Annotated in this window: 9 protein-coding genes and 1 tRNA gene; all 10 read left to right on the plus strand. The window is 41.2% G+C overall.

Translation table 11 applies throughout. The features are described 5' to 3' along the window. The first annotated feature begins 34 nt into the window (after positions 1–34). The 10 genes from OW157_RS00460 to OW157_RS00505 all read left to right on the plus strand — a co-directional run bounded on the left by OW157_RS00460 (position 35) and on the right by OW157_RS00505 (position 14,441). Entirely contained in the window at positions 35–3,592 is a 3,558-nt protein-coding gene (locus OW157_RS00460) for a PD-(D/E)XK nuclease family protein (RefSeq protein ID WP_268752761.1), read from the plus strand. Beyond that, positions 3,582–7,325 (plus strand): helicase-exonuclease AddAB subunit AddA, encoded by a 3,744-nt coding sequence (gene addA / locus OW157_RS00465; RefSeq protein WP_268751364.1) that lies wholly within the window; start codon positions 3,582–3,584, stop codon positions 7,323–7,325. The genes OW157_RS00460 and addA overlap by 11 nt, the downstream gene beginning before the upstream one ends. A gap of 66 nt (positions 7,326–7,391) precedes the next feature. Next, positions 7,392–7,462: transfer RNA gene (locus OW157_RS00470), tRNA-Gly, on the plus strand. A 72-nt stretch (positions 7,463–7,534) separates the two neighbouring features. Continuing rightward, entirely contained in the window at positions 7,535–8,140 is a 606-nt protein-coding gene (locus OW157_RS00475; RefSeq protein WP_268751365.1) for a ribonuclease H family protein, read from the plus strand. Between the two features lie 22 nt (positions 8,141–8,162). Further along, complete coding sequence (gene lspA / locus OW157_RS00480) at positions 8,163–8,615, plus strand: signal peptidase II (RefSeq protein ID WP_268751366.1); 453 nt, start codon at positions 8,163–8,165, stop codon at positions 8,613–8,615. Between the two features lie 11 nt (positions 8,616–8,626). Continuing rightward, complete coding sequence (locus OW157_RS00485; RefSeq protein ID WP_268751367.1) at positions 8,627–9,562, plus strand: RluA family pseudouridine synthase; 936 nt, start codon at positions 8,627–8,629, stop codon at positions 9,560–9,562. 68 nt (positions 9,563–9,630) lie between these two features. Continuing rightward, entirely contained in the window at positions 9,631–9,858 is a 228-nt protein-coding gene (locus OW157_RS00490; protein WP_268751368.1) for a YneF family protein, read from the plus strand. A 350-nt stretch (positions 9,859–10,208) separates the two neighbouring features. Continuing rightward, positions 10,209–11,978, plus strand: coding sequence for an ABC transporter ATP-binding protein (locus OW157_RS00495; RefSeq protein ID WP_268751369.1), 1,770 nt, complete (start codon positions 10,209–10,211; stop codon positions 11,976–11,978). After that, positions 11,966–13,753 (plus strand): ABC transporter ATP-binding protein, encoded by a 1,788-nt coding sequence (locus OW157_RS00500; RefSeq protein WP_268751370.1) that lies wholly within the window; start codon positions 11,966–11,968, stop codon positions 13,751–13,753. The genes OW157_RS00495 and OW157_RS00500 overlap by 13 nt, the downstream gene beginning before the upstream one ends. 7 nt (positions 13,754–13,760) lie before the next feature. After that, positions 13,761–14,441, plus strand: a complete 681-nt coding sequence (locus OW157_RS00505; protein ID WP_268751371.1) for a lysophospholipid acyltransferase family protein — start codon at positions 13,761–13,763, stop codon at positions 14,439–14,441. Positions 14,442–14,490 lie beyond the last annotated feature (49 nt).

A 14,490-nucleotide genomic window follows, 5' to 3' on the forward strand; every position in this document is an offset into this window, starting at 1 on the left:
TGATAACTGAGCGTAAAGTCTTGGGGAGAGAGCGATGCAATTACAATTTACCTTATTAACTGAAAGCCAATCTGATAAAAAGGCAATTTACCAAGATATCGTCGCCTATTTAGCCGCTGACGAGCAAAATCGGGTATTTTATTTGACGCCAAACCATATGAAATTCGATATGGAGATGGCAGTTTTAGATGCTATTGGTCAAGTGACTGATAAGCATGACTATACAGCTATGATGCGACTCTCTGTCGTCAGCTTCCAGCGTTTAGCCTGGTTTCTTGATCAAAAACTTGAGCAAGCACCGCAAAATGACTTGTCCGAAGTAGCTAGGGTCATGTTAATCCAAGAAAGTCTATTAAATTTGTCAGACCAATTAACGATTTACAAAGGACAAGTCAAGCACATTGGTTTTGTGCGTAAACTGAGCCAGTTATTTGAAGAATTGGCTATTGGAAATATTTCCGCTGACGATTTGCTAACGATTGTATCAACAAGTGCCGATGAGTCGATGCTCGACCAAGACAAGGTCCTTGCTAATCAAGTGGCAAAGATAAAAGAACTTAGCCTCATCTATTCTACTTATCAAGATGTTCTGGCTAGTCAAGCGCTTACGACGACTAGTTTATATGATCAATTGCTGGGACAAATTGACAAACTTGATTTAAGTCATGTGCGAGTAGTCATTGATGGCTTTTATCGCTTTAATGCTGGAGAGAAGACGGTAATCACGGCCTTATTAGAGAAGAGTCAGGCTCTTAATGTCGTGATGAGTTTAGACCAGCCTTATCTCAAGCAAAAACCAGACGCTTTTGATCTCTTCTTAGTGACTGGGACGACTTATTATCATCTCTATCATTATGCCAAAGACCATGATATTCCTATCGCCATAGATCAATACGGGCAGGAATTAAAAAACCGCCATGTTGGTATGCCAATCTTAGACCAATATTTAAGACAATCCGACTATGGTCAAAGTGACAAAATCATTAGATCTGAAGACCAAGTAAGAGTCGGGCAATACTTACATCTTGCTAAAGCAGAAACACCTTATGTGGAGTCACAAGCTGTCGCTAACCATATTTATCGCTTAGTGGCTAGTGGGGATTACCGTTACAAGGATATTCAAATTCTAATTCGTGATCAGAAAAATTACCGAGAAAGCTTACTTCCCCAGCTTCAGCGCAATGAAATCCCATATTTTTGGGATGATTCTGATACCATGGAAAATCACCCCCTCTATCGGATGCTGATGGGACTTTACCATATTTACCGTTATCAATGGCGTTATGAAGATATCTTTGATTTTCTTCGTAGCGAACTATTTATTCCTCACTTTATTAGTGAGAGCACAGAAGATGATGAAGAGCAAGCCGCTTATTTCCGTCAGGTCGTTGACCGTACTGAGAATGTCGTCTTAAAGAATGGCTATACTGGACCAGCTTGGTGGCAAAAGCGACGGCATTGGTCCTATCTCTATGTGGATGAAGAAGGGAATAAGGAGGGAAGTGACCAGGATATTGAAACCGAACGTTTGGCTAATCTGCTTAAAAACTACTTGAGTGCGAGTCTAAGTGACTTATTTCAACTTTGGGACCAAGAAGCGACTAGTAAGGAAGTGTTAGCACACTTTTACCAATTTTTGGTGGATTATAAGGTCCAAGACCGTTTAATGATTTGGCGCGATCAGAGAATTGCCCAAGGGGACTTAGGTCAAGCACGCCACCATGAACAAGCCTGGCAAAGTTTTGTGCAAGTTTTAGAAGACTATGTGGCCTTGTTTGCTGATGAAAAATTTTCTCCTGATCGTTTCTTCCAAATTTTGGAAACTGCCTTTCAAGAGGCGTCTTATTCTATTGTGCCGCCAAGCATGGATTCAGTCACTATTACTGGTATTGATAGTCAGCGGGTCAAGCGACCTAAAATTTCTTTTGTGATGGGTTTGACCAAGGGAACATTGCCCAAGCAATACCATGAAGACTCTCTGTTAACCCAAGAAGACCGACAAATGATTAGCAAAGGCCTAAATTGGGATCAAGCTTTTGAGCCTTCTGTCGCCATGAAACAGTCTAATGAACGCTTTATTGCCTACAAGACCTTTTTATCGGCAACAGAAGGGGTCTATTTGTCCTATCCTTATAATGCAGATAAGGCACAAAGTCAGGGCTCACCTTATATCGAACAATTACAAGCAGCTTTTCAATTAAAGGTCAAGAAATATTCTAGCCAAGTAGACTTGGCCGACCTGGGGAATTGGCGCAGTCAATTAGCTGCCTTTATGACAAAAGCACGTACCGCTAGAGACCAAGAATTGCCCTTGGATAATTATTGGCGGCAAATCTATGATCGTTTGTTGGCTAGTGCCAGCATAAAAAGTGAGGTTAAGGGGATTCTCCCCGCTTTGAATGACCATAATTGGGTAGAAAACTTGTCCGAAGATTTGGCCAAACGCTTATATGGTCAACCCTTGGCCGTATCAGTATCACAAATTGAGCTCTATAACCGCGATCCTTTTTCTTATTTCTTGAAGTATGGCTTAAAACTGCGAGAAAGACCGGCCTTTGAACTGGATCCAATCCAAACGGGAAATTATTCCCATGCCTTTCTGGATCAGTTCCATAAAAAATTACATTATGAGGAATTGACCTTAGCGGATTTAGATGACGATCAAATGGCTTATGTTTTCAAGCAAATTAGCCAAGAATTCACTGATTTAGACCAATATCCTGAATTTACGGTTTTTGAGAGTTCTGCTGTTCATCGTCAAGGGAAGCTGCGTCTACAAGAGACGTTAAGAAAACTCTTACTGGCTATGCGCCAACAAGGCCAGCAAGCCGGATTTAAGGCTTATGCTAGTGAAAGTCATTTCAATGAAGACCGGGATAATTTCTTAATGCGGGGTAAAATCGACCGCTGGGATGCTTTCACATGGAAAGGACAGACTTATTATCAAATTATTGACTATAAATCGAGTCAGAGGAAGTTGGGCTTTCGGGAGATTTACTCAGGCCGGCAGTTACAATTACTGGCTTATTTGTCTGTCGCCTTGGATATCAGTAGAAGAGACTCTAGGACCCAGCGAGCCCAAAGCTTGGGGATATTCTATCAAAATATTAAACCCTCCCTACTTAAGATTGACAACCAAGAGGGTTTACAGGCTGATAAATTAGCAGCCAATATTCAAGCCCAATATCGCTTAGAAGGCTATTTCCGCGGGGATGTTGATTTAATGACAGCAATAGATACAGGCTTAGAAAGGGCTAAAAAATCTCAAGTTTACCCAGCCCAGTTAAAGAATGATGGTGGTTTTCATTCGAAAAGTAGTTTTCTAACAGCTGCCGAATGGGACTTGCTCTTAGCCTTTACCCAGAACAAGATTGCAGCCAGTGTTCAAGCGATTGAATCTGGGCGTATTCCCTTAGCGCCTTATGAAGATGATCGTTTCATCCCCTCATTGACTGATCCTTATCGGTCTGTTTCCTTATTTGATGCCACTGATCCGATTAATCGTTACCGAAAAGAAGACAAGAAAATTGATGAAAAGCAATTCTTTAATATGCTTGCTGCAGAGTTAGAAGAGGATGAGAATGATGAGTAAACTGCCCCTACAACCCCCAGAAAGTAAATACACGGTCAATCAATGGCAGGCGATTCATCAAGAAGGGAATAACTTGCTCCTATCTGCTTCTGCCGGTTCAGGTAAAACTAGTGTTCTAGTGCAGCGTATTATGCGTAAACTCCGTCAAGGTCAAAGCATAAAATCATTGCTTGTGGTTACCTTTACCGAGGCAGCTGCCCGGGAAATGAAGGAACGTATTGAGGCCGAATTATTAGTCCTGGTTAACCAAAGTGAGCCAGGCCCCGACCAACGTTTTTTCTTGCAACAAATTCAAGATTTACCTAGCGCCAACATTTCGACCATTGATGCCTTTTGTCGGCAAGTCATCCAACGCTATTATTACCTGATTGACCTGGACCCACTTTATCGTTTGTTGACTGATCAAACTGAACTAAATATGCATAATGAAACGGTTTGGCACGATTTGAAGGAAGGCTACTTGTCCAACCAGGACTCAGATTTTTTACGGGTTCAAGCAAACTTTGTGACTGGGACTTCTGATAAGGCCTTAGATGACATCATTTATCAGCTCTATAATAAGTCACGGTCGCATGCTGATCCAGAAGCTTGGTTGGACCAACTCTTAAGGGTTTATGACCAAGCCTTGCCTTTGGATGCGGATTCCGTTTTTTATCGTGACCACGTGGTAAGGCCAAGCCTAGCGATTGTTAATAACTTGCTTGCCCAATTGCAAACTATTGATAATGAAGCCGCTATGGGTAGTTTAAAAGGCCACAGCAAAGTCAGAGAAGACTTAGATTCGATTATAGCTTTCTATCGGTCGTTTATCGACAAGGCTGAGAACTCTTATCAAGCCGCTTTCGCTTGGGCCAGTCAAGGACCACCCAAACTACGCAATAGAGTAAAACGGGATTTTGAAGGCGATGATGAAGCCTACGAATGGCGTGATGGAGTTAAAACTAAAGTAAATGGTATAAAGGAACGCTTTGAGAAGGATGTGGTGAAGGCCTATTTTGCCTTTGATCTGGATACTCAGACCGCCTTTATGACTAACAGTGGAGCCATAGCGACTAGCCTAGTTAAAGTAGTGAAAGAATTCATTGCCGCTATGAAGCAATACAAAGAAGCCCACAATATTATGGATTTTGCAGATATTGAACTCTATAGTTATCAGATTCTTCAACAGCAGTCTGACCAAGCGGGGAATAACGAAGCGCGGTCTTATTATCAAGAGCGTTTTGCTGAGATTATGATTGATGAATACCAAGACGTCAATGCTCTCCAAGAAGCCATCCTACAAACGATTAGCCGTGAAGCGACTTCGGGCAACCGTTTTATGGTGGGAGATGTTAAACAAAGTATTTATCGTTTTCGTTTTGCTGAGCCGTCTTTATTTATCCGTAAATACCAAGATTATGCTGATGGTCAGTCGGGCCAGCGGATAATTTTAGCGGAAAATTTCCGCAGCCGGGCGAACGTCATCGATTTTACTAACTTTGTTTTCCAACAATTGATGGATAAGGAACTAGGGCAGATCAGTTATGACCGTGATGCCCAGTTAAAAAATGGCTTTAAAGATTTTATGGGTGAGGACCAAGATTTTATTACCGAATTACTTATTTATGATACGAGTGAAGAGCCCGAAGCTAATCTAGGCGATAATGGGGAAGAGACTCTTGATTTCGATGGTCACGGTGGTCAGGTCCATCTCTTAGCGCAGAGAATTCAAGACTTAATAAGTACAGGCTTTGAAATTTATGATAAGAAATTAAAGGCGATGCGACCTGTCCAATACAAAGACATGGTGGTATTAACCAAAAAAAGAAAAGACTATCCGCAGATTGAAACCATCTTTGCTAGTTATGGTATCCCCTTACAATTTGATAAGGCCACCAATTATTTTCAAAGAACTGAGATTATGATCATGATGAATGCCTTACGTTTGGTGGACAATCCTTACCAAGATATTGCCTTGGCTTCTGTTCTTCGTTCGCCTTTAGTCGGTTTATCAGAACCTGAAATGGCAGAAATCCGCTTGGCCAATAAATTCGCTACTTATTATGATGCTTTGTTAGCCTATGTCGATAATAATGATAGCGCAAGCATTTTATGGGATAAGGTTAACCACTTTAAAACTATGCTAGATACTTGGCGGGATTTTGCGCGAGATCATCAAATTGCTGAACTAATTTGGCAAATTTACATGGATACTGGCTACTTAGATTATGCTAGTGGTATGGTGAATGGGGACCAACGTTATCGTAATCTGCATGGACTTTATCAAGAAGCACGTAATTTTGAAGAAACAGCCTTCCGCGGTCTCTTCCAATTTATTCGTTTTATTGAATTAATTTACAAGCAAGATAATGACCTAGAAGCACCGCAAAGTATTGATGATGACCAAAATGCGGTAAGAATTATGACAGTCCATGGCTCTAAGGGCTTAGAGTTTCCCTTGGTCTTTTACTTAAATATCAGTGTCCAATTCAACTTACCGACGCGAAAACGTACTTATATTGCCAATGATGCTATGGGCTTAGGGATTAAGACTGCTGACACAGAGCGTGGGATTTCCCATACGGATTTGATTTACGAAACGGCGCTCACTGCTGATCAACAAGAAAGTCTGGCAGAAGAAATGCGTTTACTCTACGTGGCCTTGACGCGAGCGGAACAGAAGTTATTCCTTATCGGTCAGGTAAAAGATTGGAAAAAGGCCTTGGAATCTGCTGCTAAGGCAGTAGGGGAGGACCGACTCTTAATTACCAGTCAAAGAGAAGACGCAAATTCCATCTTGGATTGGTTGCTGGCTGCTCTAATTCGTCACCCTAATATGGAAGCAGTTAATACGAGTGTTCCTATTTCAAGTCATAGCTGGGAATATCCTGATCAATTATTTACAGTAAGACTTTATAAACAAACTGACATTGAACAAGGTATTTTACAAAGCAATAAACAGTTGCCGAGCCCAAATGATCAAGTGTTAACTTGGCAGGATGAGGCTAATGCACCTGCGCTAGATTTACCGCCTTTAGCGATTGACTATGCCTATCAAGATTCTGTTGTGACCACGTCTTACCAATCGGTGAGTGAATTAAAACGTTTGCAACAAGATCCGGATGAACGCGAACTCGGTCAGTGGCGTCAAGAGCAAGCTAATACAGGCTTTCGTTATACTGAAGATTCCTTTAAAGCACCGCGATTTATAACGACGGCAGCCGAAAACCGGGCCGCTGAATTGGGAACGGCTACCCATTTATTGATGCAAAAGGTTGATTTAAGACAAACACCTAAAAGTCATGATTTAGAGCAAGTCTTTACTGATTTAGCTAAAAAAGGCTTAGTTCAAGCAGATTTAGCTGAATTTATTGATTTCTCCCACTTAGCGGAATTCTTTGAAACAGATATAGGCCACTTATTGGTGCGCGATAGTCACTATGTTCAGCGAGAGGAATCCTTCTCCCTATCCCTACCAGCTCAGGAGGTCTTCCACTCCTTAACAGCGGATGACCGACTCTTGGTGCATGGAACGATTGATGGTTTCCTGCTCTATGATGACCATATTTTATTGTATGATTTTAAAACCGACCGGGTGTCTTACCTAAATGAAGGACAGCAAAAAGATTTATTGCTTGATCGTTACGGTAGTCAGCTTACTCTCTATGCTCAGGCCCTAGAAGCCATTTGGGACCGTCCTGTGCAAGCAAAAATTATTATTGCTTTAGAAAATAATCAAATTTTTTATATTTAGTCCTTGCATTTCATAAGATAAAGGTGTTATAATAGTTTTTGTCGTTAAGAAAACTATATAAGACCTGCGGGTGTAGTTTAGTGGTAAAACTACAGCCTTCCAAGCTGTTGTCGCGAGTTCGATTCTCGTCACCCGCTTATTATGAGACCTAGAAAGGGGTCGGGACGCTAGTCCTGACTCCTTTCTTTTTTTCGAAGGAGGATTAAAACATGGGTAAAATCTATGCTGTGCGTAAGGGCCGAAAAACGGGCTTGTTTCATTCTTGGCCAGAATGCCAAAAACAGGTTAGTGCCTTTCCGGGAGCTGAATTTAAATCGTTCAAGAATCGACAAGACGCGCAAACTTATTTAGACCAGGGGCAGACACAAGCGCCGCAATCGCAAAGCTTAGATCCTAATGTGATGCGGGTTTATGTGGATGGGTCGTTTGATAAGACTTCTCAACGTTATGGTTATGGGGGTGTGGTTCTATATCAAGACCAGGAAAAATATTTCCAAGGGTCAGGCAATTCTGCTGACTTGGCTAAAATGCGCAATGTCGCTGGAGAGATTATGGCTGCCATGCGGGCGGTAAAGGTCGCCCAGACCATGAATGCCAAAACCCTAGAAATATATTATGACTACGCTGGAATTGCTGCCTGGGCCCAAGGAGATTGGCAGGCCAAGCAAACTTATACCCAAGATTATCGAGATTATATGCAGGAACAAAGACAGAATTTAAAAATTTCTTTTCATAAGGTGGCTGCCCATACTGGAGACACCTATAATGAGAAGGCGGATCTATTAGCTAAAGAAGCAGTTGCTAAACAACTCTAAGTGCCTTGGAAAGGATGACATGATGCTAATCTATTATCTATTAATATTAATTTTGGTCATATTCGACCAATTGTCTAAATTTTGGGTGGTCAGTAATTTAGACCTACATGTAACCTATCCGATGGTTGATTCTGTCTTATCGTTGTTTTACCTACACAATGATGGAGCGGCCTGGGGCATCTTAAGTGGTCAAATGTGGCTGTTTTATTTGATTACCGTGGCTGTCTTAGTGGTTCTTGTTTATCTTTTGCATCATGATGGGCGTCAGCATCCTCTAGCAGCTTTGTCTTTTGCCTTAATCATAGCAGGTGCTATTGGTAATTTTATCGATCGCTTACGACTAGGCTATGTGGTTGATATGTTTAAATTAGAGTTTATTGATTTTCCTATTTTTAATTTGGCTGATACCTTTCTAACCATTGGTGTCATCTTATTAATCATCTATACTTTGTTTATCGCTGAAGACAAGCAATAGGGGGTAGCGTGATGAAAACATGGCAAGTGAATTCGACAGGGGAGAATCAGCGTTTGGATCGCTATCTTAGTCAAGAACTTAGTCAAATTAGTCGTACGCAATTAAAAGATTGGATTAAAGCGGGACATGTCTTAGTTAATGGTCAAGTAGAAAAGGCTTCTTATCGTTTACAAGCGGGGGATGCGATTCAAGTCCATCCGCCAGAAATCGAAGCCAAAGTGGTTCCCCCTCAAGCTCAGGCGCTAGCCTTAGATATTGTTTATGAGGATGAAGATCTTATTGTGGTCAATAAAGGCAAGGATATGGTGGTCCATCCTGGTGGCAAGCATAAAGACGGGACTTTAGTTAATGCGCTATTGGCTCATGTCGAAGAAAATGGTGAGTCTTTAGCTGCTAGTCCAGAAGTGTATCGGCCAGGCATTATTCATCGGATTGACAAGGATACTACGGGCTTATTGGTGGTTGCAAAATCTGACTTGGCTTTTGACCACTTGAGTCAACAAGCTTTAAATCATTCCATGGAGCGGATTTATACGGCCTTGGTCTATGGGCAAATTGTGGAAGACCAAGCAAGCATCAATGTTCCAATTCGTCGTCACCCTAAAGACCGTTTGCGCTATGAAGGGCATGAAGAGGGGCGACCTGCTGTGACTCATTTTAAAGTGTATACCCGTTTTCAAGACTACACTCATGTGGGCTTACGTTTGGAAACAGGCCGAACCCACCAAATTCGAGTTCATATGCAGTATATCGGTCACCCCGTAGTCGATGATCCTCTCTATGCTCGGGAACATAAAGACCAATTCTTTACTAAGCAAGGGCAGTTTTTGCACGCTGGGACCTTATCTTTTACTCATCCTAGGACGATGGAACGGTTGACTTTTACAGTGCCTTTACCTAAGCCTTATCAAGAAATTTTGGCTAATTTGCCGAAAAAACCACTATAAGTTTTTGCAAATTGAGCTAACATCTAGTAGAATAGAAAGGTGATAAAAAGAGAGGAGTTATTGTAGAAATGACGACTGGAGCATGGATTTTTGTTGTAGTGATTGCATTACTTGTGGGAATGGTGGCAGGCTTTTTCATCTCGCGGAAGTATATGGTGAAGTATTTTGAAGAAAACCCACCAATTTCTGAAGAAATGATCCGTACCATGATGGCGCAAATGGGGCAAAAGCCTTCTGCTAAGCGCGTACGCCAAATTTCACAATCAATGCGTGGCGCAACAAAAAAACGTAAATAATAATGAGAGCTGGGACCACGGTCCCAGCTTTATTGCTAAGTAGGCTACTTGCTTTGCACTTAGCTAGGAAGTGATTGCGATTGACTCGCATTCTGAGTTGGGGTTCAAAAGCCAGAACAGACTAGCTTTCCCAAAATCTCTCAGATGGCTGTTTGACATCTTTCATGTTTTGGTCCAAGATTCTGTTCTTAATGACTTTTGTCGCACCCTTTTAGTCGAGTTCACAATTGCAGGGCCGGTGTCAATTTCTGGATGAGTCATCAAAATGGGTCCGTCATTTTTTGTCTTCTCTATATGGTGCGTCCCTTACTGCGATTGACTCTCATCCTTTAAATCTTAGGAGGTTTGTTATGTTTTCAATTTTCAAAAAATTAGCATGGTTTTTTAAATTAAGATGGAAGTCCTATCTTTTTGGAGTTTTCGCTTTGATTACCTGTGCTATTTTGACGGCAGCTACGCCGCGAATTGTTGGTAATGTTATTGATCAAATTGCCAATGGCACACTTACGGCTGGCTTATTGTTTAGTCAAATTGCCTTAATTGTTGTGTTTGGCTTAATTATGTATGTGTTGCGTTTTGGTTGGCGGACTGCGATCTTTGGCAATTCTACCTTGTTGGAATCAATTATGCGTAACCGGCTTTTTAAACATTTTACTCAAATGGATGCTAATTTTTTCCATAAATATCGAACTGGGGATTTGATGGCCCATGCGACGAATGACTTAGCCGCCTTACGTTTTGTAGCAGGTGGGGGGATATTAACGCTAACCGATTCAATTTCCATTTCTGCAGTTACCATTTTTTCTATGGTATTTTTGATTGATTGGAAGTTAACCTTATTAACTATCTTGCCTTTTCCTTTGTTAATTATTACCTCTCGCGTCCTGGGCAAGAAGATGAATCAATCCTTCCGCTATTCATTGGAAGCTTTTTCTAAGTTAAATGATCAAGTGCAAGAAAGTATTTCTGGTGTTAAAGTGGTCAAGGCCTTTGGTGAGGAAAAAGACTTCTATCAAGACTACCAAGGCGCTGTTGACCATGTCGTAGAGACAAACCAAAAGGTGTATAAGATAGAGGCGGCTTATAGCCCGGTGATTGAAGTAATTATTGGATTGACCTATGTTTTGACTTTATTTGTGGGAACCTTCTTTGTTCAATCAGGACGGATTTCTATAGGTGATTTGGTGGCTTACTTTTCTTATTTGGCTAATATGACTTGGCCACTCTTGGCAGTGGGTAATTTGGTTAATACTTTAGAACGTGGGAATGCCTCTTGGGACCGAGTGGAAGCGCTCTTAGATGAAACGTCTCATATTGTAGAGAGTGATAAAACAACTTCTAAGCCTCTAGCAGGTCAAATTGATTTTGCTGTGGACGAATTTACCTATCCTGATGAAGACCAAGGGACTAATATTCGTAATGTGCATTTTCGCCTAGAAGATGGTCAAACCTTAGGGATTGCTGGTCGAACAGGTTCGGGTAAGACGACCTTGTTTAAACTCTTGTTGCGAGAATACGATCATTATAAGGGCCATATTCGTTTTAATGATGAAGATATTAAAAACTTCTCGCTTGATTCCTTGTCCCAAGCTTTTGGCTATGTCCCTCAGGATAACTTTTTATTTTCCGATACTATTAGAGAAAATATTCGTTTTGCCAATCCTAAATTAAGCCAAGAAGAAGTGGAAGAATATGCTAAATTGGCTGATATTCACGATGATATAATGTCCTTTCCACTGGGTTACGATACCCAGGTTGGAGAAAAGGGTGTTTCCTTATCAGGAGGGCAAAAGCAACGGATTTCTATTGCTCGCGCTTTGGCTGTTCAACCTGAATATCTTATCTTAGACGACTCCTTGTCTGCAGTCGATGCTCAGACAGAGGAACGTATACTTAATAATCTAAAAAGTTATCGCGCCCATAAAACAACCTTGATTGCGGCTCATCGGCTGTCTTCATTGATGCATGCAGACGAGATATTGGTGATGGATGATGGTCAAGTTATTGAACGTGGCCAGCATCAGCAACTTGTTGCTGCTGGTGGTTGGTATGCAGAAACTTATAGTAAGCAACAATTACAAGCTAAATTAACAGAGGAGGGTGACCAATGGAAAAAATAGCGAATCGTAAAACTTCCTTCTCTCTCAAAGAACAATGGCAAATTTTTACTGGGTTAATGGTTTTTACTAAACCTTATTTGGGTCAATTTGCTTTGGCCTTTATTGCTATGGCAGGGGTATCAGGAATTGCTGCTTACCTGCCTGTGGTCATCCAACAATATATGGACAATTATTTGGCCACACAATCAGTTACAATGACGATTACGATTAAGATGAGTGTTTTTTACTTTATTTTGACTGTTCTCAAAGCTTTATTGCAATACCTGCAACACTATAGTTTCCGAATGGCTTCTGAGAAAACGGTAGCTGATATTCGTAACCGTCTCTACCATCATGTGATTCATCTAGGCATGCGGTATTTTGACCAAGTGCCTAATGGAACAGTTGTGTCGCGGGTGACGAATGATACCGAAACCATTAAACAATTTTGGGATGTTTTCCTTAATCTCTTTAATGGGATTTTTAACCTAGTGGCTATTGGTGTAGCTATGTTTGCCTTAGATTGGCAATTAGCCCTATCATTTATTGCTTTTTTACCGATTCTTTTGTTGCTTGTTTACACCTATCAAAAATATTCGACTATTATTTATGGTCGAATGCGGGAAGCCTTGAGTCGTTTGAACGCGCGTTTGAGTGAATCCATCTCGGGAATTGAAATCATCCAATTATTTGGTCAAGAAGATCGGATGATGGCTGAATTTGATGCCGTCAACCAAGAGTACGTTGTTGCTCGTAAAGCAATGTTTAAAATGGACGCCCTATTATTGATGCCAGCCATTAATCTTATTGAAGCTCTGGCCTTGGCTTTAGTGCTCTATTTATTAGGAAAGCAATTCCTACAAGGTATAGCAGTTGATATTGGGGTAATCTATGCCTTTACTTCTTACTCCAAGTCATTCTTCCATCCATTAGGTCAAATGATTGATTCCTTATCAATCTTCCAAGATGGTATGGTGTCAGGATCTCGGGTCCAAAAACTTTTAGCCTATAATGAAATGGCGCCCCAATCGCTTGAAGGCGCTCAAGGACAAATCGAAGAAGGAGCGATTGAAGTAAACAACTTGTCGTTCTCCTACGATGGGGAAAATGAAGTACTCCATGATATCAACTTCCAATTACCAGCTGGCCAAACTTTGGCCTTAGTGGGACAGACAGGATCAGGCAAGTCGTCAATTATTAATGTCCTTATGCGTTTCTATGATTTTGATCAAGGACAGGTAAAAATTGACGGCCAAGATATCAAAGCAATTCCCATGGCAGAAATTAGAGACAAAATGGGCTTAGTCTTACAAGACAGTTTCATGTTTTATGGCGACATTGCTGATAACATTGCTCTCCATGGGGACTATGATCCTGCCTATGTCCAAGCTGCAGCTGAATTTGTGAAGGCAGATGATTTCATCAATCATTTGGATGGTCAATACCATGCCAAGGTCATTGAAGGAGGTGCAGCCTTCTCTACTGGGCAAAAACAATTATTAAGTTTTGCTCGGACCATTGTGAGGGAACCTAAAATTTTGATTCTAGATGAAGCAACAGCCAATATTGACACCGCTACTGAACAAAAAATCCAAGCTGGTTTGGCTAATATGCGGCGGGGTCGAACGACAATTATTATTGCTCATCGTCTGTCTACCATTAAAGATGCTGACCAAATTCTGGTCTTGCGTCATGGTCAAATTATTGAACGCGGCACCCATGATGAATTGATTGCTAAGGGTGGCACTTACTATGATATGTATCAATTACAAACATTTCAGGAAAGTGAGGTTTAACTAAGACATGCTTTATAGTTTACTAATTCGTCTCGTTTCTGGCTTATTACGTTTAGTGAATGGGAAAGGCCACTATGAGTATCATGAAGATTTCGATGCGGAAAAAACTTATATGGTGGTGGCCCCCCACCGGTCTTGGTTTGATCCTGTTGCGGTGGCTATCGCTCTCTACCCAAAAAAAGTTGCCTTTGTGGCTAAAGAGGAAGTATTTTCTAATGCCTTATTTTCTTGGTTGTTTAATCAATTAGGGGTTATTCCTATCAACCGAGATAAGCCCCAAGCCAAGTCCATCAAAGCAGCTGTCCGGGTCTTAAAGGGAGGAGAGAAACATTTAGGTATCTTTCCCACAGGGTCTCGCTATTCTGATGAAATCAAGCCAGGTGCAGTGGCCATCGCTAAAATGGCCAAAACCGATATTTTACCAGTGGTTTTCCAAGGCCCCATGACTTTAGGGCAAATCTTTAGTCGTAAGCCAGAAAATCGTATCCAGGTTCGAGTAGGGCAGACTATTCCCATGCCGGATGTGAAACGCTTATCTAAAGAACAAAGTCAGGCCTTAGAAACTGCTATGAAGGATGCTTTTACTGAAAATGATGCTATTTTAAATCCTGACTATTTTTATGACTTAGATGCAGCGAAACGTGACCATGATGAGCGCATAGCTAGACGTCAGCAAAAAAAACGTTAAAATAATTGCGAGTAAGCAAAATGTAATGATTTTTTTGGCAAAATATTAA

The sequence above is a fragment of the Aerococcus kribbianus genome (genome assembly GCF_026805545.1).
In the GTDB taxonomy this organism is placed as follows: domain Bacteria; phylum Bacillota; class Bacilli; order Lactobacillales; family Aerococcaceae; genus Aerococcus; species Aerococcus kribbianus.

Bases quoted from the DNA above. Each gene is read 5' to 3' on its own strand.
- OW157_RS00460 (WP_268752761.1), top strand. From the start codon at position 35: ATGCAATTACAATTTACCTTATTAACTGAAAGCCAATCTGATAAAAAG.
- addA (WP_268751364.1), top strand. From the start codon at position 3,582: ATGATGAGTAAACTGCCCCTACAACCCCCAGAAAGTAAATACACGGTC.
- OW157_RS00475 (WP_268751365.1), top strand. From the start codon at position 7,535: ATGGGTAAAATCTATGCTGTGCGTAAGGGCCGAAAAACGGGCTTGTTT.
- lspA (WP_268751366.1), top strand. From the start codon at position 8,163: ATGCTAATCTATTATCTATTAATATTAATTTTGGTCATATTCGACCAA.
- OW157_RS00485 (WP_268751367.1), top strand. From the start codon at position 8,627: ATGAAAACATGGCAAGTGAATTCGACAGGGGAGAATCAGCGTTTGGAT.
- OW157_RS00490 (WP_268751368.1), top strand. From the start codon at position 9,631: ATGACGACTGGAGCATGGATTTTTGTTGTAGTGATTGCATTACTTGTG.
- OW157_RS00495 (WP_268751369.1), top strand. From the start codon at position 10,209: ATGTTTTCAATTTTCAAAAAATTAGCATGGTTTTTTAAATTAAGATGG.
- OW157_RS00500 (WP_268751370.1), top strand. From the start codon at position 11,966: ATGGAAAAAATAGCGAATCGTAAAACTTCCTTCTCTCTCAAAGAACAA.
- OW157_RS00505 (WP_268751371.1), top strand. From the start codon at position 13,761: ATGCTTTATAGTTTACTAATTCGTCTCGTTTCTGGCTTATTACGTTTA.